The organism is Streptomyces sp. NPDC058685, from assembly GCF_042714725.1.
Taxonomy (GTDB): Bacteria; Actinomycetota; Actinomycetes; order Streptomycetales; family Streptomycetaceae; genus Streptomyces.
The window spans coordinates 24,142-50,171 of record NZ_JBHXSL010000043.1; the positions used below are offsets into that span (position 1 = coordinate 24,142).

At 70.2% G+C, this 26,030-nt stretch carries 23 protein-coding genes; 4 read left to right on the forward strand and 19 right to left on the reverse strand.

The features are described 5' to 3' along the window. Positions 1 to 81 precede the first annotated feature (81 nt). The 15 genes from ACFWU3_RS27640 to pgsA all read right to left on the reverse strand — a co-directional run bounded on the left by ACFWU3_RS27640 (position 82) and on the right by pgsA (position 15,545). A complete protein-coding gene (locus tag ACFWU3_RS27640; protein WP_384443058.1) occupies positions 82 to 2,676 on the reverse strand; it encodes a RelA/SpoT family protein in 2,595 nt (864 codons plus the stop codon). Between the two features lie 145 nt (positions 2,677 to 2,821). Further along, complete coding sequence (locus tag ACFWU3_RS27645) at positions 2,822 to 3,364, reverse strand: adenine phosphoribosyltransferase (protein ID WP_384443061.1); 543 nt, start codon at positions 3,362 to 3,364, stop codon at positions 2,822 to 2,824. Next, positions 3,361 to 4,467, reverse strand: coding sequence for a protein translocase subunit SecF (secF, locus tag ACFWU3_RS27650; protein WP_384443064.1), 1,107 nt, complete (start codon positions 4,465 to 4,467; stop codon positions 3,361 to 3,363). The genes ACFWU3_RS27645 and secF overlap by 4 nt, the downstream gene beginning before the upstream one ends. Position 4,468: 1 nt before the next feature. Beyond that, positions 4,469 to 6,190, reverse strand: coding sequence for a protein translocase subunit SecD (gene secD, locus ACFWU3_RS27655; RefSeq protein WP_384443066.1), 1,722 nt, complete (start codon positions 6,188 to 6,190; stop codon positions 4,469 to 4,471). 147 nt (positions 6,191 to 6,337) lie between these two features. Next, a complete protein-coding gene (yajC, locus tag ACFWU3_RS27660; RefSeq protein ID WP_384443069.1) occupies positions 6,338 to 6,817 on the reverse strand; it encodes a preprotein translocase subunit YajC in 480 nt (159 codons plus the stop codon). Between the two features lie 165 nt (positions 6,818 to 6,982). Then, positions 6,983 to 8,074 carry a Holliday junction branch migration DNA helicase RuvB gene (gene ruvB, locus ACFWU3_RS27665; protein WP_340472097.1) on the reverse strand — a complete coding sequence of 364 codons (1,092 nt, stop codon included), beginning with the start codon at positions 8,072 to 8,074 and terminating at the stop codon, positions 6,983 to 6,985. 130 nt (positions 8,075 to 8,204) lie between these two features. Continuing rightward, entirely contained in the window at positions 8,205 to 8,822 is a 618-nt protein-coding gene (gene ruvA, locus ACFWU3_RS27670) for a Holliday junction branch migration protein RuvA (RefSeq protein ID WP_384443073.1), read from the reverse strand. Beyond that, positions 8,819 to 9,349 (reverse strand): crossover junction endodeoxyribonuclease RuvC, encoded by a 531-nt coding sequence (gene ruvC, locus ACFWU3_RS27675; RefSeq protein WP_313947448.1) that lies wholly within the window; start codon positions 9,347 to 9,349, stop codon positions 8,819 to 8,821. The genes ruvA and ruvC overlap by 4 nt, the downstream gene beginning before the upstream one ends. 135 nt (positions 9,350 to 9,484) lie before the next feature. Continuing rightward, positions 9,485 to 10,237: a YebC/PmpR family DNA-binding transcriptional regulator gene (locus ACFWU3_RS27680; RefSeq protein WP_313947447.1), complete on the reverse strand. Its 753-nt coding sequence runs from the start codon at positions 10,235 to 10,237 to the stop codon at positions 9,485 to 9,487. A gap of 63 nt (positions 10,238 to 10,300) precedes the next feature. After that, positions 10,301 to 10,891, reverse strand: coding sequence for a pyridoxal 5'-phosphate synthase glutaminase subunit PdxT (gene pdxT / locus ACFWU3_RS27685; RefSeq protein WP_384443078.1), 591 nt, complete (start codon positions 10,889 to 10,891; stop codon positions 10,301 to 10,303). Next, on the reverse strand, positions 10,891 to 11,814 hold the full coding sequence (pdxS, locus tag ACFWU3_RS27690; protein ID WP_313947445.1) for a pyridoxal 5'-phosphate synthase lyase subunit PdxS: 924 nt from the start codon (positions 11,812 to 11,814) through the stop codon (positions 10,891 to 10,893). The genes pdxT and pdxS overlap by 1 nt, the downstream gene beginning before the upstream one ends. Positions 11,815 to 12,039: 225 nt before the next feature. Next, positions 12,040 to 12,585: a hypothetical protein gene (locus ACFWU3_RS27695; RefSeq protein WP_327685200.1), complete on the reverse strand. Its 546-nt coding sequence runs from the start codon at positions 12,583 to 12,585 to the stop codon at positions 12,040 to 12,042. A gap of 136 nt (positions 12,586 to 12,721) precedes the next feature. Further along, positions 12,722 to 13,927 carry a glycosyltransferase family 4 protein gene (locus ACFWU3_RS27700; protein ID WP_384443082.1) on the reverse strand — a complete coding sequence of 402 codons (1,206 nt, stop codon included), beginning with the start codon at positions 13,925 to 13,927 and terminating at the stop codon, positions 12,722 to 12,724. After that, positions 13,924 to 14,826: a phosphatidylinositol mannoside acyltransferase gene (locus ACFWU3_RS27705; RefSeq protein WP_384443085.1), complete on the reverse strand. Its 903-nt coding sequence runs from the start codon at positions 14,824 to 14,826 to the stop codon at positions 13,924 to 13,926. The genes ACFWU3_RS27700 and ACFWU3_RS27705 overlap by 4 nt, the downstream gene beginning before the upstream one ends. After that, complete coding sequence (pgsA, locus tag ACFWU3_RS27710) at positions 14,826 to 15,545, reverse strand: phosphatidylinositol phosphate synthase (protein ID WP_384443088.1); 720 nt, start codon at positions 15,543 to 15,545, stop codon at positions 14,826 to 14,828. The genes ACFWU3_RS27705 and pgsA overlap by 1 nt, the downstream gene beginning before the upstream one ends. Positions 15,546 to 15,758: 213 nt before the next feature. On the opposite strand from pgsA, the gene ACFWU3_RS27715 reads away from it, so the two are divergent. Both ACFWU3_RS27715 and ACFWU3_RS27720 read left to right on the forward strand, forming a co-directional pair. Continuing rightward, the gene (locus ACFWU3_RS27715) at positions 15,759 to 17,966 is read left to right on the forward strand and encodes an elongation factor G-like protein EF-G2 (RefSeq protein WP_384443091.1); all 2,208 of its coding nucleotides are present in this window, start codon (positions 15,759 to 15,761) and stop codon (positions 17,964 to 17,966) included. Positions 17,967 to 18,131: 165 nt separating this feature from the next. Beyond that, positions 18,132 to 19,787: a hypothetical protein gene (locus ACFWU3_RS27720; RefSeq protein WP_384443094.1), complete on the forward strand. Its 1,656-nt coding sequence runs from the start codon at positions 18,132 to 18,134 to the stop codon at positions 19,785 to 19,787. An 83-nt stretch (positions 19,788 to 19,870) separates the two neighbouring features. Here ACFWU3_RS27720 and ACFWU3_RS27725 read toward each other — a convergent pair whose 3' ends face one another. After that, entirely contained in the window at positions 19,871 to 20,428 is a 558-nt protein-coding gene (locus ACFWU3_RS27725; RefSeq protein ID WP_384443096.1) for an HIT family protein, read from the reverse strand. Between the two features lie 66 nt (positions 20,429 to 20,494). Between ACFWU3_RS27725 and ACFWU3_RS27730 the strand changes: the two genes are divergently transcribed. Further along, entirely contained in the window at positions 20,495 to 21,196 is a 702-nt protein-coding gene (locus ACFWU3_RS27730; RefSeq protein ID WP_384443099.1) for a potassium channel family protein, read from the forward strand. Between the two features lie 8 nt (positions 21,197 to 21,204). Here the strand turns inward: ACFWU3_RS27730 and thrS are convergent, their stop codons facing one another. From thrS to ACFWU3_RS27745, 3 genes are all read right to left on the reverse strand, one after another. After that, a complete protein-coding gene (thrS, locus tag ACFWU3_RS27735; RefSeq protein ID WP_384443102.1) occupies positions 21,205 to 23,181 on the reverse strand; it encodes a threonine--tRNA ligase in 1,977 nt (658 codons plus the stop codon). A 128-nt stretch (positions 23,182 to 23,309) separates the two neighbouring features. Continuing rightward, the gene (locus ACFWU3_RS27740) at positions 23,310 to 24,530 is read right to left on the reverse strand and encodes a hypothetical protein (protein ID WP_384443105.1); all 1,221 of its coding nucleotides are present in this window, start codon (positions 24,528 to 24,530) and stop codon (positions 23,310 to 23,312) included. Further along, a complete protein-coding gene (locus ACFWU3_RS27745; protein ID WP_313947434.1) occupies positions 24,530 to 25,126 on the reverse strand; it encodes a DUF4365 domain-containing protein in 597 nt (198 codons plus the stop codon). Before ACFWU3_RS27745 ends, ACFWU3_RS27740 begins: the two co-directional genes overlap by 1 nt. A gap of 172 nt (positions 25,127 to 25,298) precedes the next feature. On the opposite strand from ACFWU3_RS27745, the gene ACFWU3_RS27750 reads away from it, so the two are divergent. Then, positions 25,299 to 26,024, forward strand: a complete 726-nt coding sequence (locus ACFWU3_RS27750) for a 3'-5' exonuclease (RefSeq protein WP_384443109.1) — start codon at positions 25,299 to 25,301, stop codon at positions 26,022 to 26,024. Positions 26,025 to 26,030: the final 6 nt, after the last annotated feature.

The following is a 26,030-nucleotide window of genomic DNA, read 5'->3' on the forward strand; positions in this document are numbered from 1 at the left end:
CACACGAAAGGGCCTCCCGTACGCGGTGTACGGGAGGCCCTTTCGTGTGTTCTGTCCCCGGCCGGTCCGGTGCTGCTCCGGTCAGGGGCGGCGGGCCGAGGTCACCCGGTAGACGTCGTAGACGCCCTCCACGCCGCGGACCGCCTTCAGCACGTGCCCGAGGTGCTTCGGGTCGCCCATCTCGAAGGTGAAGCGCGAGGTGGCCACCCGGTCACGGGAGGTCTGGACGGCCGCGGACAGGATGTTGACGTGCTGGTCGGAGAGCACCCGGGTGACGTCCGACAGCAGCCGGGACCGGTCCAGCGCCTCGACCTGGATGGCGACCAGGAAGACCGAGGACTGGGTGGGCGCCCATTCGACCTCGAGGATGCGCTCCGGCTCCTGGGACAGCGAGTCGACGTTGACGCAGTCCGCGCGGTGAACCGATACGCCACTGCCCCGGGTGACGAAGCCGATGATCGGGTCGCCGGGCACGGGCGTGCAGCATCGGGCGAGCTTGACCCACACGTCCTCGACGCCCTTGACGACCACGCCCGGGTCGGCGCTGGAGCGGCGCTTGGAACGGCTGCGCGAGGGCGGGGTGCTCTCGGCGATGTCCTCGTTCGCCGCCTCCTCGCCACCGAGGGCCTGCACGAGCTTCTGCACGACGCCCTGTGCGGCGACATGGCCCTCGCCGATCGCCGCGTACAGGGAGGAGATGTCGGGGTAGCGCATCTCGTGCGCGAGCGTGACGAGCGAGTCGCCGGTGAGGATGCGCTGGATCGGCAGGTTCTGCTTGCGCATGGCCCGCGCGATGGCGTCCTTGCCGTGCTCGATGGCCTCGTCGCGGCGCTCCTTGGAGAACCACGCGCGGATCTTGTTGCGGGCCCGCGGTGACTTGACGAAGCCGAGCCAGTCGCGCGAGGGGCCCGCGCCCTCGGCCTTGGAGGTGAAGACCTCGACCAGGTCACCGTTGTCGAGGGTGGATTCGAGCGGTACGAGCCGCCCGTTGACCCGCGCTCCTATGGTGCGGTGACCCACTTCCGTGTGCACCGCGTAGGCGAAGTCGACGGGTGTGGCGCCGGCCGGCAGCGCTATGACATCGCCCTTCGGCGTGAAGACGAAGACCTCGTTGCGCGAGAGGTCGAAGCGCAGCGACTCCAGGAACTCCGAGGGGTCCTCGGTCTCCTTCTGCCAGTCCAGCAACTGGCGCAGCCACGCCATGTCGTTGACGGCGTCGTCCTTGCCGGCCTTCTTCGGCACGTCGGTACGCACCTTGGAGGCCCCGGCGGACGGCTCCTGCTTGTACTTCCAGTGCGCGGCGATGCCGTACTCGGCACGGCGGTGCATGTCGAACGTACGGATCTGGAGCTCGACGGGCTTGCCGTTGGGACCGATCACCGTGGTGTGCAGCGACTGGTACATGTTGAACTTCGGCATCGCGATGTAGTCCTTGAACCGGCCGGGGACCGGGTTCCATCGCGCATGGACGGTGCCGAGCGCCGCGTAGCAGTCGCGGACGGTGTCGACGAGGACGCGGATGCCGACCAGATCGTAGATCTCCGCGAAGTCCCGGCCGCGGACGATCATCTTCTGGTAGACGCTGTAGTAGTGCTTGGGCCGGCCGGTGACGGTGGCCTTGATGCGGGCTGCGCGCAGGTCGGACTGGACCTCGTCGGTCACTATGGCCAGGTACTCGTCGCGCTTGGGGGCGCGCTCGGCCACCAGTCGCACGATCTCGTCGTACATCTTGGGGTAGAGGATCGCGAAGGCGAGGTCCTCCAGCTCCCACTTGATGGTGTTCATGCCCAGCCGGTGGGCCAGGGGCGCATAGATCTCGAGGGTCTCGCGGGCCTTCTTCTCCTGCTTCTCCCGCTTGAGATAGCGCATGGTGCGCATGTTGTGCAGCCGGTCGGCCAGCTTGATGACCAGGACGCGCGGGTCCTTGGCCATGGCGACGACCATCTTGCGCACGGTCTCCGCCTGGGCGGCCTCGCCGAACTTGACCTTGTCCAGCTTGGTGACACCGTCGACGAGGAGGGCGACCTGGTCGCCGAAGTCCCGGCGCAGGGTGTCCAGGCCGTACTCGGTGTCCTCGACGGTGTCGTGCAGCAGTCCGGCCATCAGCGTCGCCGGGTCCATGCCGAGCTCGGCCAGGATGGTGGTCACAGCGAGGGGATGCGTGATGTACGGGTCGCCGCTCTTGCGCTTCTGCCCCCGGTGCCAGCGCTCGGCGACCTGGTAGGCGCGCTCGATCTGGCGCAGCGTGGCGGTCTCGATCTTGGGGTCGTTGCTGCGCACGATCCGCAGCAGCGGCTCCAGGACGGGGTTGTACGGCGACGAGCGCTGCACGCCGAGCCGGGCGAGACGCGCGCGCACCCGGTTCGAGGAGCCGGCGCTGCGCGGCACGGCGGCGGGAGTGGGCCTCGGGGCCGGGGCCGGTGTGGGAGCCGGGGGCTTCGGAGCCGGTGCGGGAGCGTCGCCGTGCCCGCTCGCCGAGGCCTCACCGGTGACGGCGCCCTTGGCCGACGCCGGCTGACGGACGTCGGCCGGAGCGACACCCGTTCCGCTCCGCTCGGGCGCAGCAGGCTTCGCCTTCTTGTCGGCCGGCTGGGTCTCGGGCGTGACAGGGGCTGCCGCGGCCTTGTCGGCCTTCTGGTCGGGCTGCGCGGCGGCGGGCTGGGCCTCGTCTGGCAAGAGCGCTCCTCGTGCGGTTCCGGGTCCCCCGGTCAGGTCCGGAGAAGCCATGGTATCGACCTCGCTGTCCCGGTGCTCACGAGGCCGGAACAGACCGGTGGGCGCCCCGGGAGATCCCGGGACGCCCACGGACGGCCGTACGGCTTCAGATGGTGATCAGGGACTCCAGCGGAGCTCCCCGCAGCGCGGGTTCCAGGCGGGCCCGGCCGCCGAGGAAACCCAGTTCCATCAGGACCGCGATGCCCGCGACCTCGGCCCCGCTGCGACGGATCAGTTCGACCGCCGCCCCCGCGGTGCCGCCGGTGGCGAGCACGTCGTCGATGATCATCACACGGTCGCCCGTCCGCAGGTCCTCTGCGTGCACCTCGATCTCGGCGCTGCCGTACTCCAGCTCGTACGCCTGCGACAGCGTCGCTCCGGGGAGCTTGCCCGCCTTGCGTACGGGGATGAAGCCCAGCCCCGCGCGGACCGCGACCGGGGCGCCGAGGATGAACCCCCGCGCCTCGAGTCCGACGACCTTGGTGGCCCCGTGCCGCGCGCACCCTTCGGCGAGCGTGTCGGTGAGGGCCGTGAAAGCCTTCGGGTCCGCCAGCAGGGGCGTGATGTCCTTGAACACCACGCCCGGCTTCGGGTAGTCGGGTACGTCGCGGATACGGCTCAGCAGCAGCTCCTGCACGCCGTCGGTCATCGACGCCTGCCCGAGGGGCGGCCGCGGCCACGACCCCGAGGTCCGACGACGGCGCCCGCCGTCGCGGCGTCGCCCGGGACCTCGTCCGAGGGCCCGTGGGGCTCCTCGGCCTGGTCCGGTGACTCGCCCTTGGCCGCGGATGCCGCGCGCTTGGCGAGGACCCGCTTCTTCAGGGCCTTCATCTGCGGCTCGCGTTCCTTGAGGTCGGCGACGAGCGGCGTGGCGATGAAGATCGAGGAGTACGCACCGGCGGCGAGGCCGACGAAGAGCGACAGCGAGATGTCGTTGAGCATGCCGGCGCCGAGGAAGCCGCCGCCGATGAAGAGCAGACCGGCGACGGGCAGCAGCGCGACGACCGTGGTGTTGATCGACCGCACCAGGGTGCCGTTGATCGAACGGTTGGCGATCTCGCTGTAGGTCCACCGGGTCTGCTTGGTGATGTCCTTCGTGCCTTCCTTGAGGCTGTCGAAGACGACCACGGTGTCGTACAGCGAGTAACCGAGGATGGTCAGCAGACCGATCACGGTGCCCGGGGTGACCTCGAATCCGACCAGGGCGTAGATGCCCACCGTGATCGTGATGTCGTGGATCAGGGCGATGAGGGCGGCGATGGCCATACGCCACTCGAAGGCGATCGCCAGATAGATCACCACGAGGATCATGAAAACGCCGAGGCCGGTCCAGGCCTTGTTGGCGATCTGCTTGCCCCAGCTGGGACCGACGAGCTCCTGGTCGATCTGGTCCTTGTTCATGTCCAGATCGGCGGCGAGCTTCGTCGCCACCGTGTCGGCCTGCTTGGTGTCCAGGTCGCTGACCTGGATGCGCAGGGTGTCGTTGCCGAGCTGCTGGACGATGGCGTCATGGCCGGAGGCCGCTTCCGCGAACTCCTCGGCCTGCGCGACGGACACGTTCGTCTTCGCGGTGTTGAAGACGGCACCGCCCTTGAACTCGATGCCCATGTTCAGACCCTGCACCGCCAGGCCGACGATGGCCGTGATGGTGATCAGGATCGAGAGGCCGTACCAGATCTTCCGCTTGCCGACGAAGTCGTAACCGACCTCGCCGCGGTAGAGCCTGGCGCCGATGTTGCCGAGACGCGACATCTCACGCCTCCTTCGGGTCGGTGGGGGCGGAGGTGCGGCGCGTGCGGCGCAGCGGGGGCTTGGCACCGAGGCGCTTCGGATCGAGCCCGGACCAGGAGCCGCCGGAGGAGAAGAACTTCGTGCGGGCGAGGAGCGTCATGACCGGCTTGGTGAAGAAGAACACCACGACCACGTCGAGCAGGGTGGTCAGACCGAGGGTGAACGCGAAGCCCTGGACCTTGCCGACGGTGACCACGAAGAGCACCGCGGCGGCGAGGAACGACACGAAGTCGGAGACCAGGATGGTGCGCCGGGCGCGCGGCCAGGCACGCTCCACGGCGGGCCGCAGCGTACGGCCCTCGCGGATCTCGTCCCTTATGCGTTCGAAGTACACGATGAACGAGTCGGCGGTGATACCGATGGCAACGATCGCACCACACACCGCGGGCAGGTTCAGCGCGAACCCGATGGCCGGGCCGAGCAGGGCCATCAGCGAGTAGGTGAGGGCTGCCGAGACCAGGAGGCTGAGGATCGCCACCAGGGACAGACCGCGGTAGTAGACCACCAGGTAGATGATGACCAGCGCGAGGCCGATGGCACCGGCGATGAGGCCGGCCTGGAGCTGCTCGCCGCCGAGCGCCGCGCTGACGGTGGTGACGCTCTGCTCCTCGAAGCTGAGGGGCAGCGCACCGTAGGACAGGATGTTGCCGAGGTCCTGCGCCGACTGCTGGTCGAAGTTTCCGGAGATCTCGGCGTTGGCGCTGAGCGTCTGGTTGACCTGCGGGGCCGAGACGACCTCGCCGTCGAGGACGATCGCGAACTGGTTCTGCGGCGACTGCTGCTGCGAGAGCTTGCTGGTGATCGCCTGGAACTTCTTCGAGCCGGCGCTGGTGAAGTCCATCGTGACGATCCACATGCCGCGCTGCTGGTCCAGCTGGCCCTTGGCGTCGTCGACGTCCTTACCGCTCACCGCGGCGGGGCCGAGAACGTACTTCTCCCACTGCCCGGCGCTGTTCTTGCCACAGGCGACCGTGGGCTCCTCGGGCTTGACGCCCTCGCCCACGTTGCCGCGCTCGGTCTGGTCGAGGCAGTTGAGGTCGGTGAACTTCTTCTCCAGCGCGGCGGTGCCGGGCGGGGGCGGCGTCGCGGCCGGCTTGTCCGCGGCGGAGCCGCTGGGCTTCGGCGACGGGGCCTTCAGCCCGTCGGTGACGGCGCGGCCCTGCGTGGTGGCGCTGGGCGACGGGGAGGTCGCCTTGTCGGCGCCGCCCTTGTCCGTGGCCTTGTCCGGCGCGGAGGCGCTCGGGCTGGGCTTGGGCTGCGGGGCGGTCGGCCCACCCGCGGCGACGGTCAGAACGGGCCGGAAGTAGAGCTGGGCGGTGGTACCGACCTGCTTACGGGCCTGCTCGGAGTTCGTCCCCTTCGGGATGTTGACGATGATGTTCTCGCGGCCCTGGGTCTGAACCTCGGCCTCCGAGACACCGAGACCATTGACACGGCGTTCGATGATCTCGACCGCGGTGTTCATGTTGGTCTCGTTGATCGCGCTTTCCTTGCCGGGCTCCGCCTTCGCGGCCAGCGTGATCGTCGTACCGCCGGCCAGGTCGATGCCCAGGCGAGGCGTGGTGTGCCCGGACCAGAACATCCCACCGGTCAGCGCGACCATGGCGATCAGGATCAGAGCGAGGACGCGCCCCGGCTTCCCCTGAGCCCCCGCGGGCCTTCGGCCCCTGTTCGGTGCTGCCACCTTCTCGTTTCTCCCTGTCCAACCGCCCCCGCGCCGGGTGTGCGCCGGGGCGGCCACGAAGTGTTGTGGGGACCTGCCCCCGCAGAAGTCAACACGACCCGGGGACCGCGGGGCACCGGTCGGTGCCTCCGCGATCCCCGATCATGACTACTTCTCGCCGTCGGCCTTGCCGTCCTTGGGCTCCGAGTCGGTGACGTCGGCGTCGGCGTCCTTGACGCCGGCCTCGTCCGCCGCGTCGGCCTCGGGCTTCTTGCCGAGGTCGATCTTGGCGTCGTCGGTTCCGGTCGTGCCGGTCAGCGAAGAGGCGTCGTCCGGCACGATCGGGTCGTCGATCTCGGCAGCGTCGTCGCCGTGCACGATGCGGTTGTACTCGTCGTCGTCGAGGACCGCGCCGATGGCGTTCTTCGCATACATGGCGTGGACGCCGGGAGCGACTTCGAGCAGCACGGCGTCGTCGTGCAGCTCCTTGACGGTGGCGTACATCCCCCCGATCGTCCGGACACCGGTGCCGGGCTGCATCTGGTTGCGCATCTGCGCAGCAGCCTGCTGCTTCTTCTTGGCGGACCGGGTCATCAGGAACATGGCCCCGATGAGCACGATGAAGGGGAGGAGGGTCACGAGACTCACGGGAAGAAACTTCCTTCACACGACCGCACCGATGAGGCGGCCTTATCTACGGGGGTGGGTACGCCGACCTGGAAGGGCGGCATCGGCGGAGTCTAAGCGAGTCCGCATCAAAGGAACAACGCCCAGCATCGCACCGTGGTTCCTGCCCGGCGAGTATCCGCGCCGTCACGTCCCGAACAGCCCCGGTTGTCCGCTTGCGCCAGGGGCCTGCTGCGGCGGGACGAGGCCGAGATGGGCCCAGGCGGCGGGGGTCGCGACCCGTCCGCGCGGGGTACGGGCCAGCAGTCCCTCCCGTACGAGGAAGGGCTCGGCGACCTCCTCCACGGTCTCCCGCTCCTCCCCCACGGCCACCGCCAGCGTCGACAGGCCCACCGGTCCGCCGCCGAAGAGTTTGAGCAGCGCCTGGAGGACCGCCCGGTCCAGACGGTCGAGGCCCCGGGCGTCCACCTCGTACACCTTCAGTGCCGCGGCCGCGATGTCCCGGGTGATCAGTCCGTCCGCCTTGACCTGCGCGTAGTCGCGGACACGGCGCAGCAGGCGGTTGGCGATACGCGGCGTGCCGCGGGAGCGGCCGGCGATCTCGGCGGCGCCGTCGGACTCGATCTCCAGGTCGAGGAGCTGGGCGGAGCGGTGGATGACGCGCTCCAGCTCGGCGGGGTCGTAGAACTCCATGTGCGCGGTGAAGCCGAACCGGTCGCGCAGCGGCGGGGGCAGCAGGCCCGCCCTGGTGGTGGCGCCGACGAGGGTGAACGGCGGCAGCTCCAGCGGGATGGCGGTGGCCCCGGGCCCCTTGCCGACGATGACGTCGACGCGGAAGTCCTCCATGGCCATGTAGAGCATCTCCTCGGCGGGCCGGGACATCCGGTGGATCTCGTCGAGGAAGAGGACCTCACCCTCCTGGAGGGAGGAGAGGATCGCCGCCAGGTCGCCGGCGTGCTGGATGGCGGGGCCCGAGGTGATGCGGATCGGGGCCTTCATCTCGGCGGCGATGATCATGGACAGGGTGGTCTTGCCGAGCCCGGGAGCACCGGAGAGCAGGACATGGTCGGCGGTGGCGCCACGGGCGAGGGCGGCTTTGAGGACCAGGTCGAGCTGCTCGCGCACCCGCTCCTGGCCCACGAACTCGTCGAGGGACTTCGGCCGCAGCGCTGCCTCGACGGCCTGGTCCTCGCCGTCGGCGGAGGGGCCGACGAGCCGCCCGTCGGCGGCAAAGGGCGCTTCGTCGGCGGGGGCCGGGGTGGTGTCGTCCCAGTTCACTGCGGAGGTGCCTCACGAGGTCGTCGCGGCACTCGCGCCGCGGGGTGGTCGGGATCGTCCGTCCCTGGGCGTGCCCTGCGGCACGGACGGGAGGGGCGGGGGCCGGCAGGCGCGCGGACGCGCCCGCGGGTCATCTCGTGCGGTTCAGCGACTGGAGGGCGGCCTTGAGGAGCTGGCCCACCACCGGCTCGCCCGCCGAGGCCTCGGCCTGCGGCGCGACCGCGGCCACCGCCTCGTCGGCCTCGCGGGTGGCATAGCCGAGCCCGATCAGCGCGCCGTGCAGCTGGTCGCGCCAGGAGGCGGAGACCGCCGTGCCGATGCCCTGCTTGCCGATGTGCGCGCCGAGCGGCTCACCGAGGCGGTCCTTCAGCTCCAGCAGCAGCTTCTGCGCGCCCTTCTTGCCGATGCCGGGGACGGCGGTGAGCGCCTTCTCGTCACCGGTCGCCACCGCCACCCGCAGGGCGTCGGGGGTGTGCACGGCCAGCATGGCCTGGGCGAGCCGCGGGCCGACGCCGCTCGCCGTCTGGAGCAGCTCGAAGACCTGCCGCTCGTCGTCGTCGGCGAAGCCGTACAGCGTGAGCGAGTCCTCCCGGACGACGAGGGAGGTGGCGAGCTTGGCTTCCTGGCCGATGCGCAGCTCGGACAGGGTGTTGGGCGTGCACTGGAGGGCCATGCCGACGCCGCCGACCTCGATGACCGCGGTGGTGGGAGCGAGGGCGGCCACCGGGCCGCTGACAAAGGCGATCATGCGGTACGGCCTTTCGATGCGTGCAGGGCGACAGCCTGCTGCAGGCGGTTCTGCGCGGGTGCGCGCCAGATGTGACAGATGGCGAGGGCGAGGGCGTCCGCCGCGTCGGCGGGCTTCGGCGGGGCGTCGAGCCGCAGCAGACGGGTGACCATGGCGCCCACCTGAGCCTTGTCGGCCCGGCCGCTGCCGGTGACGGCGGCCTTCACCTCGCTGGGGGTGTGCAGGACGACGGGGATGCCCCGGCGGGAGGCGCAGAGCATGGCGACGGCGCTGGCCTGGGCGGTGCCCATGACGGTGCGGACATTGTGCTGGCTGAACACCCGCTCCACGGCGACTCGTTCGGGGCGGTACTCGTCCAACCACTGCTCGATGCCCTGCTCGACGGCGACCAGACGGTGGCCGAGCTCCGCGTCCGCGGGGGTGCGCACCACTCCGACGCCCAGCATGGTCAGCTGACGGCCCGCCACTCCCTCGACGACGCCCACACCGCACCGGGTCAGTCCCGGGTCCACCCCCAGCACACGCACGCCGTCCTCCTCCGTCCTCCCCCGGCGGCGCCGGGAGGTTCCCCTGTTCGTGCAGGCTATCCGCCGGCACCGACAACGCGCCGGAACGCCGACGGGCCGACGGGTGTGTCCCGTCGGCCCGTCGTACGAAGCGGATCAGGCGTCGACCTTCTCCATGACCTCGTCCGAGACGTCGAAGTTGGCGAAGACGTTCTGCACGTCGTCGCTGTCCTCCAGCGCGTCGATCAGCTTGAAGATCTTGCGAGCGCCCTCTTCCTCCAGCTCGACCTGCATGGTCGGGACGAAGTTGGCCTCGGCCGAGTCGTAGTCGATGCCGGCCTCCTGGAGCGCGGTGCGCACCGCGACCAGGTCGGTGGCCTCGCTGAGGACCTCGAAGGACTCACCGAGGTCGTTGACCTCCTCGGCGCCCGCGTCCAGGACGGCGCCGAGGACGTCGTCCTCGCTCAGCTCGCCCTTGGGGACGATGACGACGCCCTTGCGGTTGAAGAGGTAGGAGACCGAGCCGGGGTCGGCCATCGAGCCGCCGTTGCGGGTCATGGCGACACGGACGTCGGAGGCCGCGCGGTTGCGGTTGTCGGTGAGGCACTCGATGAGCACCGCGACGCCGTTCGGCCCGTAGCCCTCGTACATGATCGTCTCGTAGTCGGCGCCGCCGGCCTCCAGGCCCGCGCCGCGCTTGACCGCGGAGTCGATGTTCTTGTTCGGGACCGAGCTCTTCTTGGCCTTCTGGATGGCGTCGAAGAGGGTCGGGTTGCCGTCGACGTCGGCACCGCCCGTACGGGCCGCAACCTCGATGTTCTTGATCAGCTTCGCGAAGAGCTTGCCGCGCTTGGCATCGATCACGGCCTTCTTGTGCTTCGTCGTAGCCCATTTAGAGTGGCCGGACATCTGCCTGTCTCCTTCGCGTAACCCATTGCTGCTGCGTTCGGCAGAGATCCTACCGGGACGGCGTCACCAGGCAGCGCGCACCATGTCCACAAACAGGCCGTGCACCCGGTGGTCTCCGGTGAGTTCGGGGTGGAAGGAAGTCGCCAGCGCGTTGCCCTGGCGCACGGCGACGATGTGGCCGTCGTACTCCGCCAGCACCTCGACCTCGGCGCCCACCGACTCCACCCACGGAGCCCGGATGAACACGCCCTCGACCGGTCCGTCCGCGACTCCCCGCAGCTCCACGGACGCCTCGAACGACTCGTTCTGGCGGCCGAAGGCGTTACGGCGGACGATCATGTCGATGCCGCCGAGCGTCTCCTGGCCCGAGCGCGGGTCGAGGATCTTGTCGGCGAGCATGATCAGCCCGGCGCAGGTGCCGTACACGGGCATGCCGGATCGCACCCGCTCGCGCAGCGGCTCGGTCATGCCGAAGAGCGACGCGAGCTTGGACATGGTGGTGGACTCGCCGCCGGGGATGACGAGGCCGTCGACCTCGGCGAGTTCCTCGGGACGCCGCACCTGCCTGGCCACGGCGTCCGCCGAGGCCAGGGCGATCAGGTGCTCCCGTACGTCGCCCTGGAGGGCCAGGACTCCGATGACCGGCGAGGTCATCACCAGCCTCGGTTGGCGTAGCGCTCGGCCTCGGGGAGGGTGTCGCAGTTGATGCCGACCATGGCCTCGCCCAGGTCGCGGGAGGAGTCCGCGATGATCTTCGGGTCGTCGTAGAAGGTGGTGGCCTTCACGATGGCGGCGGCGCGCTTGGCCGGGTCGCCGGACTTGAAGATGCCCGAGCCCACGAAGACACCCTCGGCGCCGAGCTGGCGCATAAGCGCGGCGTCCGCGGGGGTGGCCACACCGCCGGCCGAGAAGAGGACCACCGGCAGCTTGCCCAGCTCGGAGACCTCCTTGACCAGCTCGTAGGGGGCGCGGAGGTCCTTGGCGGCGGCGTAGAGCTCGTTGTTGTCGAAGCCGCGCAGACGGGCGATCTCGTTCTTGATCTGGCGCAGGTGGCGGACGGCCTCGACGACGTTGCCCGTGCCGGCCTCGCCCTTCGAGCGGATCATGGCCGCGCCCTCGGCGATACGGCGCAGGGCCTCACCCAGGTTGGTGGCACCGCACACGAACGGGGTGGTGAAGGCCCACTTGTCGGAGTGGTTGACCTCGTCGGCCGGGGTCAGCACCTCGGACTCGTCGATGTAGTCGACGCCGAGGGACTGGAGCACCTGGGCCTCGACGAAGTGGCCGATCCGCGACTTGGCCATGACGGGGATGGACACGGCCTCGATGATCTCTTCGATCATGTTCGGGTCGGACATCCGGGCCACGCCGCCGTCCTTGCGGATGTCGGCCGGAACGCGCTCCAGGGCCATGACGGCCACGGCGCCCGCGTCCTCGGCGATCTTCGCCTGCTCGGCGTTGACCACGTCCATGATCACGCCGCCCTTGAGCTGCTCGGCCATGCCGCGCTTGACGCGGGCGGTGCCGGTGGCCGGGGAGTCGGTGGACTGCGGGGTGCTGGGGAGCGTACTGGACACGGAAGGGACCTCACTCGATGACGACAGTCGGTGCGCAACTGATGGAACCTTCACCGACCAGGCCACTGCAAGGGCCAATGAACAGCCGGTGGATCGTTTTCACCGCTGGAGTGAAGGGGAGGGCCCCTTCACGCCTGGATACGGGAGGTAGCGAGGCCGTCCCGGATCACGTCAGGTGCCCGGCCACGCCTCGGTACGTCAGGTGCCCGGCCACGCCTCGGTACGTCAGGTGCCCGGCCGGTCCGCCAGCGCGACCGGGGCCTCGTCGTCCATCTCGAAGGCCAGCGGGAACGGGGCATGACCGGCCAGCCGGAACCAGCGGACCGTGCGGTGGCGGCGCAGGGCGCGCGCGGCGCGCACCGCGTCGTTGTGGAATCGCCGTGCCATCGGGACCCGGCGCACGGCCTGCGCCAGCTCCAGCGTGGCGTCCTCGCCGCCCGGCACCTCGCGCACCGCCTCGATCTGCACGGTCTCGGAGAAGACGGCCCGCAGTGCGGCGCTCAGCTCGCTCTCGGCGACCTCGCGCTGCTCCTCCTCGGCCTGGCGTGCGGCGTGCGCCGCCTCGTAGAGGACGATCGATGCGGCCGGGTCGAGCACTCCGGAGGTCGCCAGTTCCTGGGTGACCGAGGCGCGGCGTACGAGCTGGGCGTCGAGGGCGGCGCGGGCGGCGTCGATACGGGCGTGCAGCCGGTCCAGCCGGCCGGCGGTCCAGCTCAGATACAGGCCGATCAGGACGAGGCCGACGACGATCCAGATAAGGGTTGCGGTCACGGGCGGCAAGGCTACCGCCCCGGTCCGGGGCCTCCCGCGCCGCATTGCGCGCCCGGGCGCCCGCCGTCAGCCGTCAGCCGTCAGCCGTCAGCCGTCAGCCGTCAGCCGGAGCGTGGCGGAGCCCGGCGAAGCGGGCTCAGTCCCGCGCGAGGCCGAAACGGGCGCGGAAGCCGGGCCGTTCGTCCGCCGCCACCGAGGCGGCGCCGTCCGTCACCGTCTCGTAGACCGAGAGGATGTCCGCGCCGACCGTGGACCAGTCGAAGCGGCGGACGTGCTTGCTGCCCCGCTCCCGCAACTCGGCCCGCCGTTCGGGGTCGCCGAGCAGCCGGATCGCCGCACTCGCCAGCGCGTCCGCGTCCTCGTTGGCGAACAGCTCGCCGGCCGATCCCTGGTCCAGCACCTGGGCGAAGGCGTCCAGGTCGCTGGCGAGCACCGGCGCGCCCGCCGACATGGCTTCGACGAGGATGATCCCGAAGCTCTCACCACCGGTGTTGGGCGCGATGTAGAGGTCGACGCTGCGCAGCAGCCGCGCCTTGTCCTCGTCGCTGACCATGCCGAGGAACTCGACGCGCTCGCGCATCTCCTTCGGCAGGGACGCCACGGCCTCGTCCTCGTCGCCCCGGCCCGCCACCAGGAGCCGGGTGTCCGGGCACTCGGCGAGGATCTTCGGCAGCGCCTTCATCAGCACCGGCAGGCCCTTGCGGGGCTCGTCGATACGCCCTATGAAGCCGATCGTGCCGCCGCGCCGCCCTCCGTCACCGGCGTGCGGGTCCAGCCCACCGCCCGACTGCCACTCGGCCTTGGGCTCGGCGTTCTCGAAGAAGCCGACGTCCACGCCGTTGGGGATGACGACGGCGTCGCCGCCGAGGTGCTCGACGAGAGTCCGGCGGGCGTACTCGCTGACCGCGATCCGGGCGTTGATCTTCTCCAGCGCGGGCTGGAGGATCGGGTACGCGGCGATCATCGCCCGCGAACGCGGGTTCGAGGTGTGGAACGTCGCCACGATCGGGCCCTGCGCGGCCCAGCAGCTGAGCAGGCCCAGCGACGGGGACGCGGGCTCGTGGATGTGGATGACGTCGAAGGTGCCGTCGTGCAGCCAGCGCCGCACCCGTGCCGCCGACAGGAAGCCGAAGTTCAGCCGGGCCACCGAGCCGTTGTACGGGACGGGCACGGCCCGGCCCGCGGAGACCACGTACGGCGGGAGCGGTGTCTCGTCGTCCGCCGGCGCCAGCACGGACACCTCGTGGCCGAGCCTGATCAGATGTTCGGCCAGGTCCCTGATGTGGAACTGGACGCCTCCGGGTACGTCCCAGGAGTACGGGCAGACGATGCCGATCCTCACGTCCGCTCCTCCTGGGTCTCGAGATCGGCGAGCCACAGCCGCTGCAGCATGTGCCAGTCCTCCGGGTGGTCGGCGATGCCGGTGGCGTAGGCGTCAGCCAGTGCCTGTGTCATGGAGGACGTCTTCTCGGCCCGAGTACCTGTCTCGGGTACCTCGATGGCCGGATGCACCCGGCCGTACATCATCGGCGCTTCGCCGAACCAGAGCGTGGCCGGGAGGAGCAGGGCCCCGGTCTGCTGGGCGAGCATCGCCGGTCCCGCGGGCATCCGGGCCGTCTCGCCGAAGTACTTCACCTCGACGCCGTTGGCGGACAGGTCACGGTCGGCGACCAGGCACACCACCCCTCCGGCCCGCAGCCGGCGGGCCAGCGTGCCGAACGCGGAGCCGCCGGCGTGCGGCAGGACCTCCATGCCGAGGCTCTCGCGGTAGGCCACGAAACGGTCGTACAGCGTCTCCGGCTTCAGCCGCTCGGCGACCGTGGTGAAGGGAACGCCCCGCGCCCGGGTGAGATAGACCCCGGCGAGGTCCCAGTTCGCCAGGTGCGGCAGGGCGAGGATCACCCCGCGGCCCGAGGCGACGCCGTCCATCAGACGGTCGATGTCGTGGATCTCGACGCTCTCCCGGACGCGGTCGGCGCTCCAGGTGGGCAGACGGAAGGACTCCATCCAGTACCGCATGTAGGAGCGCATGCCGGCCTTCGACAGCTCGGAGAGGCGTGCGGGGTCCGCGTCGGGGACGACCCGGGCCAGGTTGGACTCCAGCCGCAGCACGCTCTTGCCGCGGCGCTTCCAGGCGATGTCGGCGATGTTCCTGCCGAGCGCGGCGGCCGCCGGCTCGGGCAGCTTCTTGACGGTGCTCCAGCCCAGTCCGTAGAGCCCGTCGGTCAGCCGGTCCCGCATCACGTCGCCTCAGCCTCGCTCCCGGGCGCCGCCGCGGCGTCGGCCTCCGCCGACTCCCGGCGCACCGTGACGACCCGCTGCCCCAGGGTCACCAGGCTGCCGACGGCCACGATCCACAGCGCGATCGGCAGCAGGATGTCGATGCCGGGCACGCCGAAGGCGTGGAGACCCGCGAGACCCGCCGCGACCAGGGAGATCACCAGCCGCTCGGCGCGTTCGATCAGACCGTTGACGGCGACCGGCAGGCCGATCGATTCTCCACGTGCCTTGGTGTAGGACACCACCTGGCCGCTGGCCAGGCAGAAGATCGCCACGGCGCAGAGAACGTTGTCGTTGCCGCTGCCCGCGTACCAGAGCGCGAAGCCGCCGAAGATCGCGCTGTCGGCGACCCGGTCGAGGGTGGAGTCCAGAAACGCTCCCCAACGGCTCGACACACCGGCCTGGCGCGCCATATTGCCGTCGACGAGGTCCGAGAACACGAACGTCGTGATGACGATCGTGCCCCAGAAGAACTCCCCGCGTGGGAAGAAGACCAGCGCACCCGCCATCACTCCGGCCGTGCCGACGAGCGTCACCGCGTCGGGGCTCACCCCTCGACGGAGCAGAAATGCGGCGAACGGTGTGAGGACACGCGTGAAGAATGCACGCGCGTACTTGTTCAGCATGGCCTTCCCGAGGGTCGGTGGCCGAGCGGCCCCATTGGCCACCGGCTGGCCCATCGTAGCCAGGACCGAAGCGCTCCACCGCCGCGCACCCGCCCCGCACCGCGGCGTACGACGTATGGACGCATTGTGACCTGAGTGGAAAGCTCGAAAGACGACTGCGGGCACCGCCGGAGCTGCCCCTGGATGCCGTCCGGAGGCCACAGTCACGGCTTCGCACGCCCGCGGCCCCTCTCTCCTCACCGTGCAATCGATCGGGAGGCAAGAATCATGGGCGACAAGGCGAGTGGACACACCGGAGCCGCCGGCAGGGCGGCGACGGCCGACCGGCCCTCATCCGTACGGAACGTGGTGCTGGTCGGCCACAGCGGATCGGGAAAGACGACGTTGATCGAGGCTCTCGCGCTCACCGCGGGAGCGGTCAACCGGGCAGGAAGGGTGGAGGACGGCGGGACCGTCTCCGACTACGACGAGATCGAACACCGGCAGCAACGCTCCGTACAGCTGTCGCTGGTCCCCGTCGAGTGGGGCGGGTACAAGATCAATCTTCTGGACACTCCCGGATACGCCGACTTCGTCGGGGAGCTCAGGGCCGGTCTGCGAGCCGCGGACGCGGCCCTTTTCGTTGTCTCGGCGGCCCAGGAACCCGAGGCGATCGCGGGCGCGACCCGCATGGTCTGGGAGGAGTGCGCCGCGGTGGGCATGCCGCGCGCCATCGTCGTCACCCACCTGGAGACGGCGCGGACCGGCTTCGAGGAGCTGACCCGGGTCTGCGGAGAGATCTTCGGCGGAGACGACCCCGACGCCGTGCTGCCGCTGTATCTGCCGCAGTACGGGCCCCAGCACCCGGACGGCCACGCACCCGTCACCGGCCTGGTCGGGCTGCTGTCCCAGAAGATCTTCGACTACTCCTCCGGCGAGCGCAAAGAGACGCCACCGGACCCGGATCAGGCACCGCTGCTTCAGGAGGCCCGCAACCGGCTCATCGAGGGGATCATCGCCGAGAGCGAGGACGAGACCCTGATGGACCGCTACCTCACGGGTGCGGACATCGACATCAAGACCCTGATCACCGATCTGGAGAAGGCCGTCGCGCGCGGCATCTTCCACCCGGTCCTCGCCGCGGCCCCGGCGGCCGACGGCGCCAAGCAGGGACTCGGCACGGTCGAACTCCTCGAACTGATCACCGGCGGCTTCCCCACCCCGCTGGAGCCGCAGTCCCCGGTCGTCACCACCCCCTCGGGCGCGCCCCGCCCGCAGATCAGCTGCGACCCCGATGGCCCGCTGGTGGCCGAGGTCGTCAAGACGGCGTCCGACCCGTACGTCGGCCGGCTCTCGCTCGTCCGTGTCTTCTCCGGCACTCTGCGGCCCGACGAGACGGTGCATGTGTCGGGGCACGGACTCTCCGACCGCGGACACGAGGACCACGACGTCGACGAACGTGTCGGCGCGCTCTCCGTGCCCTTCGGCAAACAGCAGCGCCCGCTCGGCCACGTCTTCGCCGGAGACCTCGCCTGCGTCGCGAAGCTCTCCCGCGCGGAGACCGGCGACACGCTCTCGTCCAAGGACGATCCGCTGCTGATGGAGCCGTGGACGATGCCGGACCCGCTGCTGCCGCTGGCCATCCAGGCCCACAGCAAGGCGGACGAGGACAAGCTCTCCCAGGGCCTCTCGCGGCTGGTCGCCGAGGACCCGACGATGCGGCTGGAACAGAACCAGGCCACACACCAGGTCGTGCTGTGGTGTCTGGGCGAGGCGCACGCGGACGTGGCCCTGGAACGGCTGCGCAGCCGCTACGGCGTCCAGGTCGACGTCGTGCCCTACCAGGTGTCGCTGCGCGAGACGTTCGGCGGGAAGTCGACCGGGCGCGGACGGCATGTGAAGCAGTCCGGCGGACACGGCCAGTACGCGATCTGCGAGATCGACGTGGAGCCGCTGCCCGCCGGCTCCGGCATCGAGTTCGTCGACAAGGTGGTGGGCGGCGCGGTCCCGCGGCAGTTCATCCCGTCCGTGGAGAAGGGAGTGCGCGCCCAGGCGGCGCGCGGCGTCGCCGCCGGATACCCGCTCGTCGACGTACGGATCACGCTGCGGGACGGCAAGGCGCACTCGGTCGACTCCTCCGACGCCGCGTTCCAGACGGCGGGCGCGCTCGCGCTGCGCGAGGCCTCGGCGGACGTCCGCATCCATCTGCTGGAGCCGGTGGCCGAGGTGCAGGTGCTGGTGTCGGACGAGTACGTCGGCCCGGTGATGAGCGATCTGTCGGGACGGCGCGGCCGGGTCGTGGGAACGGAACAGACCAGCGGATCACGCACGTTGGTGCGGGCCGAGGTACCCGAGATCGAGATCGGGCGGTACGCCGTCGATCTGCGCTCGATCTCCCACGGCACGGGCCAGTTCTCCCGCGCGTACGCCCGTCATGAACCGATGCCCCAGCAGGTGGCCGACAAGGTGCGTGGCCAGGGCGGGAACGGCTCGTAGGCGAGGGTGCCGTCCGCCGGCGGCCGTGCGGCGGGCGGCATCGGGCCGTCCTGTGACGAATGCCGTGCGCCCCCGATACGCTGAGCTGCGCAGCTCAGCAGGTGTGCGAGGCACGGTAGTTGGGAACAGGCCGCAGTGCGGATGCAGCGCGGCGAGGGGGCGGCAGTGGCGAGCGACGGTTTCGACTTCAGTCCAGGGGCGCAGGTGCCGCTCACGGGCGCCGCCGGGCAGACCGCGGCGACGCATGCCCTCGCCTCGGCGGCGTACCGCGACGGGCCGGTGGCCGAGATCCTCAAGGCGAACAACGAATGGCACACGTCCGCCGTGAAGCCGGGCAAGTTCTCGCTCTTCGAGCCGAATCTGGGCGAGGCGTTCTCGCGCGCCGTGCAGACGCGGACGCTGGGGGGCGCCCGCAAGGCGCTGATCCAGTCCTTCGGGACCGAGCCGCAGTCCGTCGTCGAGCACTGCCTCGCGGCCACCGGCATACGCAAGGAGCGGGACACCAGACTGACCGGCATCACGGCGCTGTTCGGGCTGGTCTTCCTGCCCGGAATGCTGCTGTGGATGGCCGTGTTCCAGCTGCGCCGGACCCTCGCGGGCGCCCAGAACAAGAGCGCGGGGGCGCTCGGCACCCTGCTGCTCGTCGCCGTCGGGGGTCTGATCGCCCTCTTCCTGTTCAAGCTGCCCTTCGGCGGCTTCTGGGCGCTGTATCTGCGCGTCATGCTCGTCGCCCCCGTCATCGGCTGGATGCTCGCCAAGCGGGTCTGCGAAGCGACGGCCAAGGACATGCGGGCCCGCTGGGACTCGCTGCTCGCGGGCGGCGGCATCGGCGCCAAGGTCCCCGAGGCCGTCCCCGGACACCCGAACGAGACCGCGCGCGAGCAACTGCGCCAGGGCCTGGAGAAGCTCACCGCCGAGCAGCAGTCCAACTCGGTCTTCTACGCAGGCCCCAAGGGCATACTCGGCATGGGCACGCGGTGGGGCAGCTGGCAGATGGCCGAGGAACTGGTCTCCAAAGAGCCGGGCAAGGACATCAACCAGTTCCGCAGCTGGGACGTGGTCCGCGCGATACACGACAAGATGAAGATGCTGGAGCGCGGCCCGTTGAACTCGGGCGGCTTCCCCAAGCCGTCGGTCAAGCACTGGATCGTCTCCCCCGTCGGCGAGAACGCCAAGGAAGTGGCGCGCCCCGAGGGCCAGGACGTGGAGGCCTTCCAGGTCAAGGGCCACGAGATACAGCGCATCTGCAACCACCAGCAGTTCGGCGGTGGCAACCGGCACTATCTGGGCGTGCAGTTCACGCTCTGGGACGGCCAGTTGGTGATCACCATGATGATCACGGTCACCGTGCTCCACGAGACCCTGCGCATCGAGGTCACCGGACACGCGCTCGGGCCGGTGCACCCGCTGTTCACGACCAAGCCCTCGCCCAAGACCGTGACGGTGAGCAAGACGGTCCGCTTCTGGGAGACCGTCGACCGCCAGCTTCCGCTGGTGGAGCCCCGCGAGGTGGTGCGCCTCGCGGTGCGGGCGCCCTTCACCTGGTACCCGCCGCTGCTCGACTTCCTCGGCGGCAAGCTGGTGCTCCCCGAGCCGTTCGGACTGCGGCACGCCTGGGCGGACCAGCCCTGGCGGCACCGGTTCATGGCGGACGACGCGATGCGCGCCGCCACCCCGGTGCTGCGCGTGGCGCACGCGGCGGCGATCAGGGTGCTGGAGGAGAACGGCGTGGACACGGACCGCTTCGGCAGCCGCTCCATGGTGGTCAGCAGCTTCGTCCAGGACCCGACGCCGCGTAAGGCAGACCTCTACGACGCGTAACGCCGGTCGACTCACAGCCCGGCGATCGGGCGGACAGCAGACGCCGGGCCCTTGGCGAAGGGCCCGGCGGCCGGCGTACGGCGCTACGCGGGCCAGGCCTCGGCCAGCATGGTGCGGGTGTCCGCGAGCAGCTGCGGCAGGACCTTGGTGTGCCCGACGACCGGCATGAAGTTGGTGTCCCCGCCCCAGCGGGGCACGACGTGCTGGTGCAGATGCGCGGCGATCCCGGCGCCGGCGACGGAGCCCTGGTTCATGCCGATGTTGAAGCCGTGCGCGCCCGAGGCGTTGCGCAGAGCGGTCATGGCCCGCTTGGCGAAGGCCGCCAGTTCCGCGGTCTCGGCGTCGTCCAGCTCCGTGTAGTCCGCGACATGACGGAACGGCACCACCATCAGGTGCCCGCCGTTGTACGGGTAGAGGTTGAGCACCGCGTAGACGTGCGAGCCGCGCGCGATGACGAGCCCGTCCTCGTCGGATTTCGCGGGAATGGCGCAGAAAGGACAGCCGTCCTCGGCGCCGGGGCCGGTCGGCTTGTTCTCGCCCTGGATGTAGGCCATCCGGTGGGGCGTCCACAGACGCTGGAACGCGTCCGGCGTCCCCACTCCGATCTGCTGCTCCGGCTCACTGGTCATGCTGTGCAGCATATGACTTCGCCTGTACGGGGCGTGTCGCCGGGGGCGGCCCACGGCGCACCCCGCGATGCTGGGGCCATGACCGACGAAAGCCCGGTGGAGCGCTGGCAGCGGCGTATCGAGATCCCGATGCTCGCCGCCTCGGCGCTCTTCCTCGCCTCCTTCACGGTCCGGGTCCTCGCGGAGAACCTCCCGGCCGGCTGGTACGCCCTGTGTGAGGCGGTCACCTTCGCCTCGTGGGCGCTGTTCATCGTGGACTACGCGGTGCGCTGGAGGCTGAGCGGTGAGGGCCTCGCGTTCGTCCGCCGACACGTCATGGACGCGATCGTCGTGGTGCTGCCGCTGCTGCGGCCCCTGCGGATCGTCAAGATCTACGAGGCGGTGCAGCGCCGCCACGCTCACGCCCGGCTGCCTCTGCAGGCCCGGGTGATCGCGTACGCGGGGCTGTCGACGCTGCTGCTGGGTTTCGCGGGAGCACTCAGCGTCTACCACGACGAGCGCAACGCGCCGGGCGCGACGATCAAGACCTTCGGCGACGCGATCTGGTGGACCTCCTCGACCGTGACGACGGTCGGCTACGGAGACATGACACCGGTGACTCCGCGGGGACGTGTGGTGGCGGTGGGGATGATGGTGGGCGGCGTCGCGCTGCTGGGAGCGGTGACGGGGTCGTTCTCGTCCTGGCTGCTGCAGACGTTCGCGCAGGACGAAGAGAAGAAGGCCGAAGAGACGAAGCCCCCGGGGGGCACCCCGGGGGCTTCGGACGGCCTGCGGCCGTAGACCTTCGGTCAGACCTGGACGCGGTCCTCGACGACCTTCACCAGCTTCGCGAGGGCCTCCTCGCGCGGGATGCCGTTCTCCTGCGAACCGTCGCGGTAGCGGAACGAGACCGTGTTCGCGTTCATGTCGTCGTCACCGACGATGATCATGAACGGGACCTTCTGCTTCTGCTGGTTCCTGATCTTCTTCTGCATCCGGTCCGAGGACGCGTCCACCTCGACCCGCAGGCCCTTCTTCTTCGCGTCCGCGGCGAACTCCTGGAGATACGGGATGTGGGCGTCGCCGACCGGGATGCCGACCGCCTGGACCGGGGCGAGCCATGCCGGGAACGCACCCGCGTAGTGCTCCAGCAGCACCGCGAAGAAGCGCTCGATGCTGCCGAACAGCGCGCGGTGGATCATGACCGGACGCTGCTTGGACCCGTCCGGCCCGGTGTACTCCAGGTCGAAGCGCTCCGGCAGATTGAAGTCGAGCTGGATGGTCGACATCTGCCAGGTCCGGCCGATGGCGTCCTTCGTCTGCACCGAGATCTTCGGGCCGTAGAACGCGGCGCCGCCCGGGTCCGGGACCAGCGGGAGGCCCTGCTTCTCGGCCACCTTGCGCAGCGTCTCGGTGGCCTCCTCCCACGCCTCGTCGGAGCCGACGAACTTCTCCGGGTCCTTGGTGGAGAGTTCGAGGTAGAAGTCGGTCAGACCGTAGTCGCGCAGCAGGTTCAGCACGAAGGTCAGCGTCGAGTCGAGCTCGTCCGCCATCTGCTCCCTGGTGCAGTAGATGTGCGCGTCGTCCTGGGTGAAGCCGCGGGCCCGGGTGAGGCCGTGCACGACGCCCGACTTCTCGTAGCGGTACACGGTGCCGAACTCGAAGAGGCGCAGCGGCAGTTCACGGTAGGACCGGCCGCGCGCGTCGAAGATCAGGTTGTGCATGGGGCAGTTCATGGGCTTGAGGTAGTAGTCCACGCCCTCGTCGAGCTGCATGGGCGGGTACATGCCGTCGGCGTACCAGTCCAGGTGACCCGAGGTCTCGAACAGCTTCCCCTTGGTGGCGTGCGGGGTGTAGACGAACTCGTACCCCTCCTCCTCGTGCCGGCGGCGCGAGTAGTCCTCCATGACCCGGCGGATGACACCGCCCTTGGGGTGGAAGACCGCCAGACCCGAGCCGATCTGCTCCGGGATGGAGAACAGGTCCAGCTCGCTGCCCAGCTTGCGGTGGTCGCGCTTCTCGGCCTCGGCGAGGAATTCCAGGTGCGCCTTCAGCTCCTCCTTGGAGGGCCAGGCGGTGCCGTAGATGCGCTGGAGCATCGGGTTCTTCTCGCTGCCGCGCCAGTACGCGGCGGCGTTGCGCATCAGCTTGAACGCCGGGATGTTGCGGGTGGTCGGCAGGTGCGGACCGCGGCAGAGGTCCTTCCAGCACAGCTCGCCCGTCTTGGCGTCGAGGTTGTCGTAGATGGTCAGCTCGCCGGCACCGACCTCGACGTCGGCCCCGTCGTCGGAGGAGGCGGAGCCCTTGAGCCCGATGAGCTCCAGCTTGTACGGCTCAGCGGCCAGCTCCTCGCGGGCCACCTCGTCGCTCACCACACGCCGCGAGAAGCGCTGACCGCGCTTCTGGATCTCCTGCATCTTCTTCTCGACGGCCTTGAGGTCCTCCGGCGTGAAGGGCCTCGCGACGTCGAAGTCGTAGTAGAAACCGTCCCTGACCGGCGGGCCGATGCCCAGCTTCGCCTCGGGGAAGAGCTCCTGCACGGCCTGCGCCATGACGTGCGCGGTGGAGTGCCGCAGGATGTTGAGACCGTCCTCGGAGGAGATCTCGACGGGCTCGACCTCCTCGCCGTCCCTGACCTCGTACGCGAGGTCCTTCAGCTCACCGGCCACCCGCGCCGCGACGACGGTGCGCTCGCCGGTGAAGAGCTCGGCAGCCGTAGTGCCCGTCGTCACCACGCGCTCTTCCCGCTCGGAATCGCGTTGGATGATCACACGGACGTCTGACACCGGTCTCTCCTGACTGAGGGGGCTGCGGCAGTGGACACTGCGCGCAGCCTGAATCGTACCGAGCCGAGGGGGCCGCCCGCTAAACGGTTCCTCCGTCGCCGCGGCCCCCCACTCCCAGGTCCCGCCCGTCATTCACCCGCGCCGCAGGCGTCCTCGAAGAAGTCCAGATTCTCGTGGAGCGACTTCATCAGCCGGTCCCGCTCGGCATCGTCGACCTGGACGGGTGTCACATGCGTGGCGTCCGTGAGCCGGCGGAAACCGCCCCGGCTCTCCAGCCGGCCGACCACCCGGATGGGCAGTCCGACGAGATGGGCATGGCCGGCGGTGCGGTACGCGTCCTCCTCCAGCGCCACCCTGATGTGCGGCACCTCCGCCCCGGCCAGCACCCGCAGCCGTACGGTCCCCGGACCCCGCGGCCCCGAGCGCCGCATCCGGATCACCGTGCCCGTGATCCGCACCGGCACCGACGGCTCGTCCTGGAGATAGCGTGCCCCCGCCTCCCGCAGGGCGGGCAGGTCCCCGGGAGAGAACTCCACCGGCTCGCTGACGGGAGCGCACCCTTCGGGCACCCCGGCCGCGGGTGACCACGCCAGCTCGATCCGCGCGCCCTCCGAGCCGCGCACGAGTGCGATGACGGCCTCGGTCAACTCGCGGCTGACACCCAGCTCGACCGCCTGGTCGAAGGCCTCCATTCCACCGGTGGCCCGTTGGTAGTCGGTGGCCTCGCGGGCCGCCTGGAGGGCGTGGTGGAGCCGCACCACGACGGCACGGCCACCGGCCACGGGCACGAAGGCGGTGAGGCTGCGCCCGCCCGGAGCGGGCCCGACCAGCACGCCTTCGAGCGAGGCATGAGCCTGCCGTCGGTGGCGCGCGCCGTAGTAGCCGGCCCGGCCGCGGGCCGCGAGGGCGCCCGCCAGCAGCATCTGCCGGGCGGCCGCGCGCATCTGTTCCTGCACGGTCCAGGCAGCGGTGCCCGAGGGCCCCTGCGGCACATCGCGCCACCAGCGGACCTCGTCGCTGGGCAGGGTGAGCCCGACCAGCACCTCGCGAGCGGAGGGGGCGGCGCTGCGGGCGAGCGCGACGAGCGCCTCGGACAGCAGGTCGTCGCAGTCGGGGAAGGACCGGCTCTCGGGGACGAGCAGGCTGGTGCCGCCCACGGACGGACCGGGCGGTGTCCAGCGGGCGTAGCGGCCCGCCGCTCCCCCGCGCCGCCGCCAGCCGTGCCGGTCGAGCAGCGCGCCCAGGACGACGGGGTCGACCTGGGCGGGATCCGGTTCGCTTCCGTACCAGGGTCCTGGCGCCTCCCCGGTCGGATGCGGCCGTACAGATTCGTCGAAGGGCCGGTGCATCAGGGTCTCCCTCCCGCCCCGACCCGCGTCATGATCTCGCAGAGCGCACGGTCGTCGAAGATCCGTGAGGTCGGGATCCGCACTGTGGTCCTGCGCCTGCCCGTCACCGGGTGGCCGGCCAGGTTGGTCCAGTAGCAGCAGTGGCGCAGATCGAGCCGGTCATGACTGGCGCGCAGCCATTCGTCCTGGGTCCGCGGAACGAGCATCACGACGAGGATCTTGTGCACGGACACCGGGGTGCGGGCCAGTTTCACCAGATGGTCGTTGTCGAGCGTGAAGGAGAAAGCGGGACCCGGCGGATGCGGAGGGATCTGATAGGTGCATTTCAACTGCACCTTTATCGTCACCTCGTCGTCGACGGTGTGACCGGCCGAGCTGTGACTGACGTGCCAGTCGATGCCGTTGTCCGGAAAGGGCTGGGAGAGCGAGCATCCGGCAGCGGCCGCGACGGCGTGGAGATAGCCCACCTGGAGGGTCTCCATGCAGGCGGTGGTGGCGAGTGAGCCGCGCAGTGGTGCCGTCCGTGGGGACAGCAGCCCTCCCCCGACGCTCTCGGCACGGGAGGTACCCCCAAATTCGGGCTGCGGGAGAGCCATTGCTCTTCGTGCCTTCCGGGCGGTACTGAATCGAAGTCCAGACGACAGAGCGTCAATTTCTCTGTCTGTCATCTGTGTTGTCACCGCCCGGCGTACAGCGCAAACGGCCCGGGTATCACGAATTCGGGCAGGGGTTTTCTCCATCTACCAGACGTGTGCGAGGAGTTCGGGGATGACGCACTGGTTCGACGGCCCGCTGGCCGCATTTGACACCGAGACCACCGGAGTGGACGTGGAGGAGGACCGCATCGTTTCTGCGGCGGTCGTCGTGCAGGACATGGCGGGCGGGCGGCCTCGTGTCACCCGCTGGCTGGTCAACCCCGGCGTTCCCGTACCGCCCGGGGCGACCGAGATCCACGGTCTGACCGACGACCATCTGCAGCGCAACGGCCGCTGGCCGGCACCGGTGATGGAGGAGATAGCCCGCGCGCTGGCCGAGCAGTGCGCCGCGTCCCGGCCGCTGGTGGTGATGAACGCGCCGTTCGATCTGACCATGCTGGACCGTGAGCTGCGGCGGCACCGTGCCTCGTCGCTCGCCCGCTATCTGGAGAACAAGCCGCTGTGCGTGCTCGATCCGAGGGTTCTGGACAAACACCTGGACCGCTACCGCAAGGGCAAGCGCACCCTGACCGATCTGTGCGCTCAGTACGAGGTGGTGCTCGACGAGGCGCACGACGCGGCCGCCGACGCCCTGGCGGCGATGGAGGTGACCCGTGCGGTGGGCCGCCGCTTCGCCACCCGGACGGAGCGGCTGTCCGCGGCCGAGCTGCACACGCTCCAGGCGGTGTGGCACGCGGCGCAGGCACGGGGGCTTCAGGCGTGGTTCGCCCGCAGCGGCACCCCGGAGATGGTCGACCCGGCCTGGCCGCTGCGGCCCGAACTGCCCGCCGCCGCCTGACGCGTA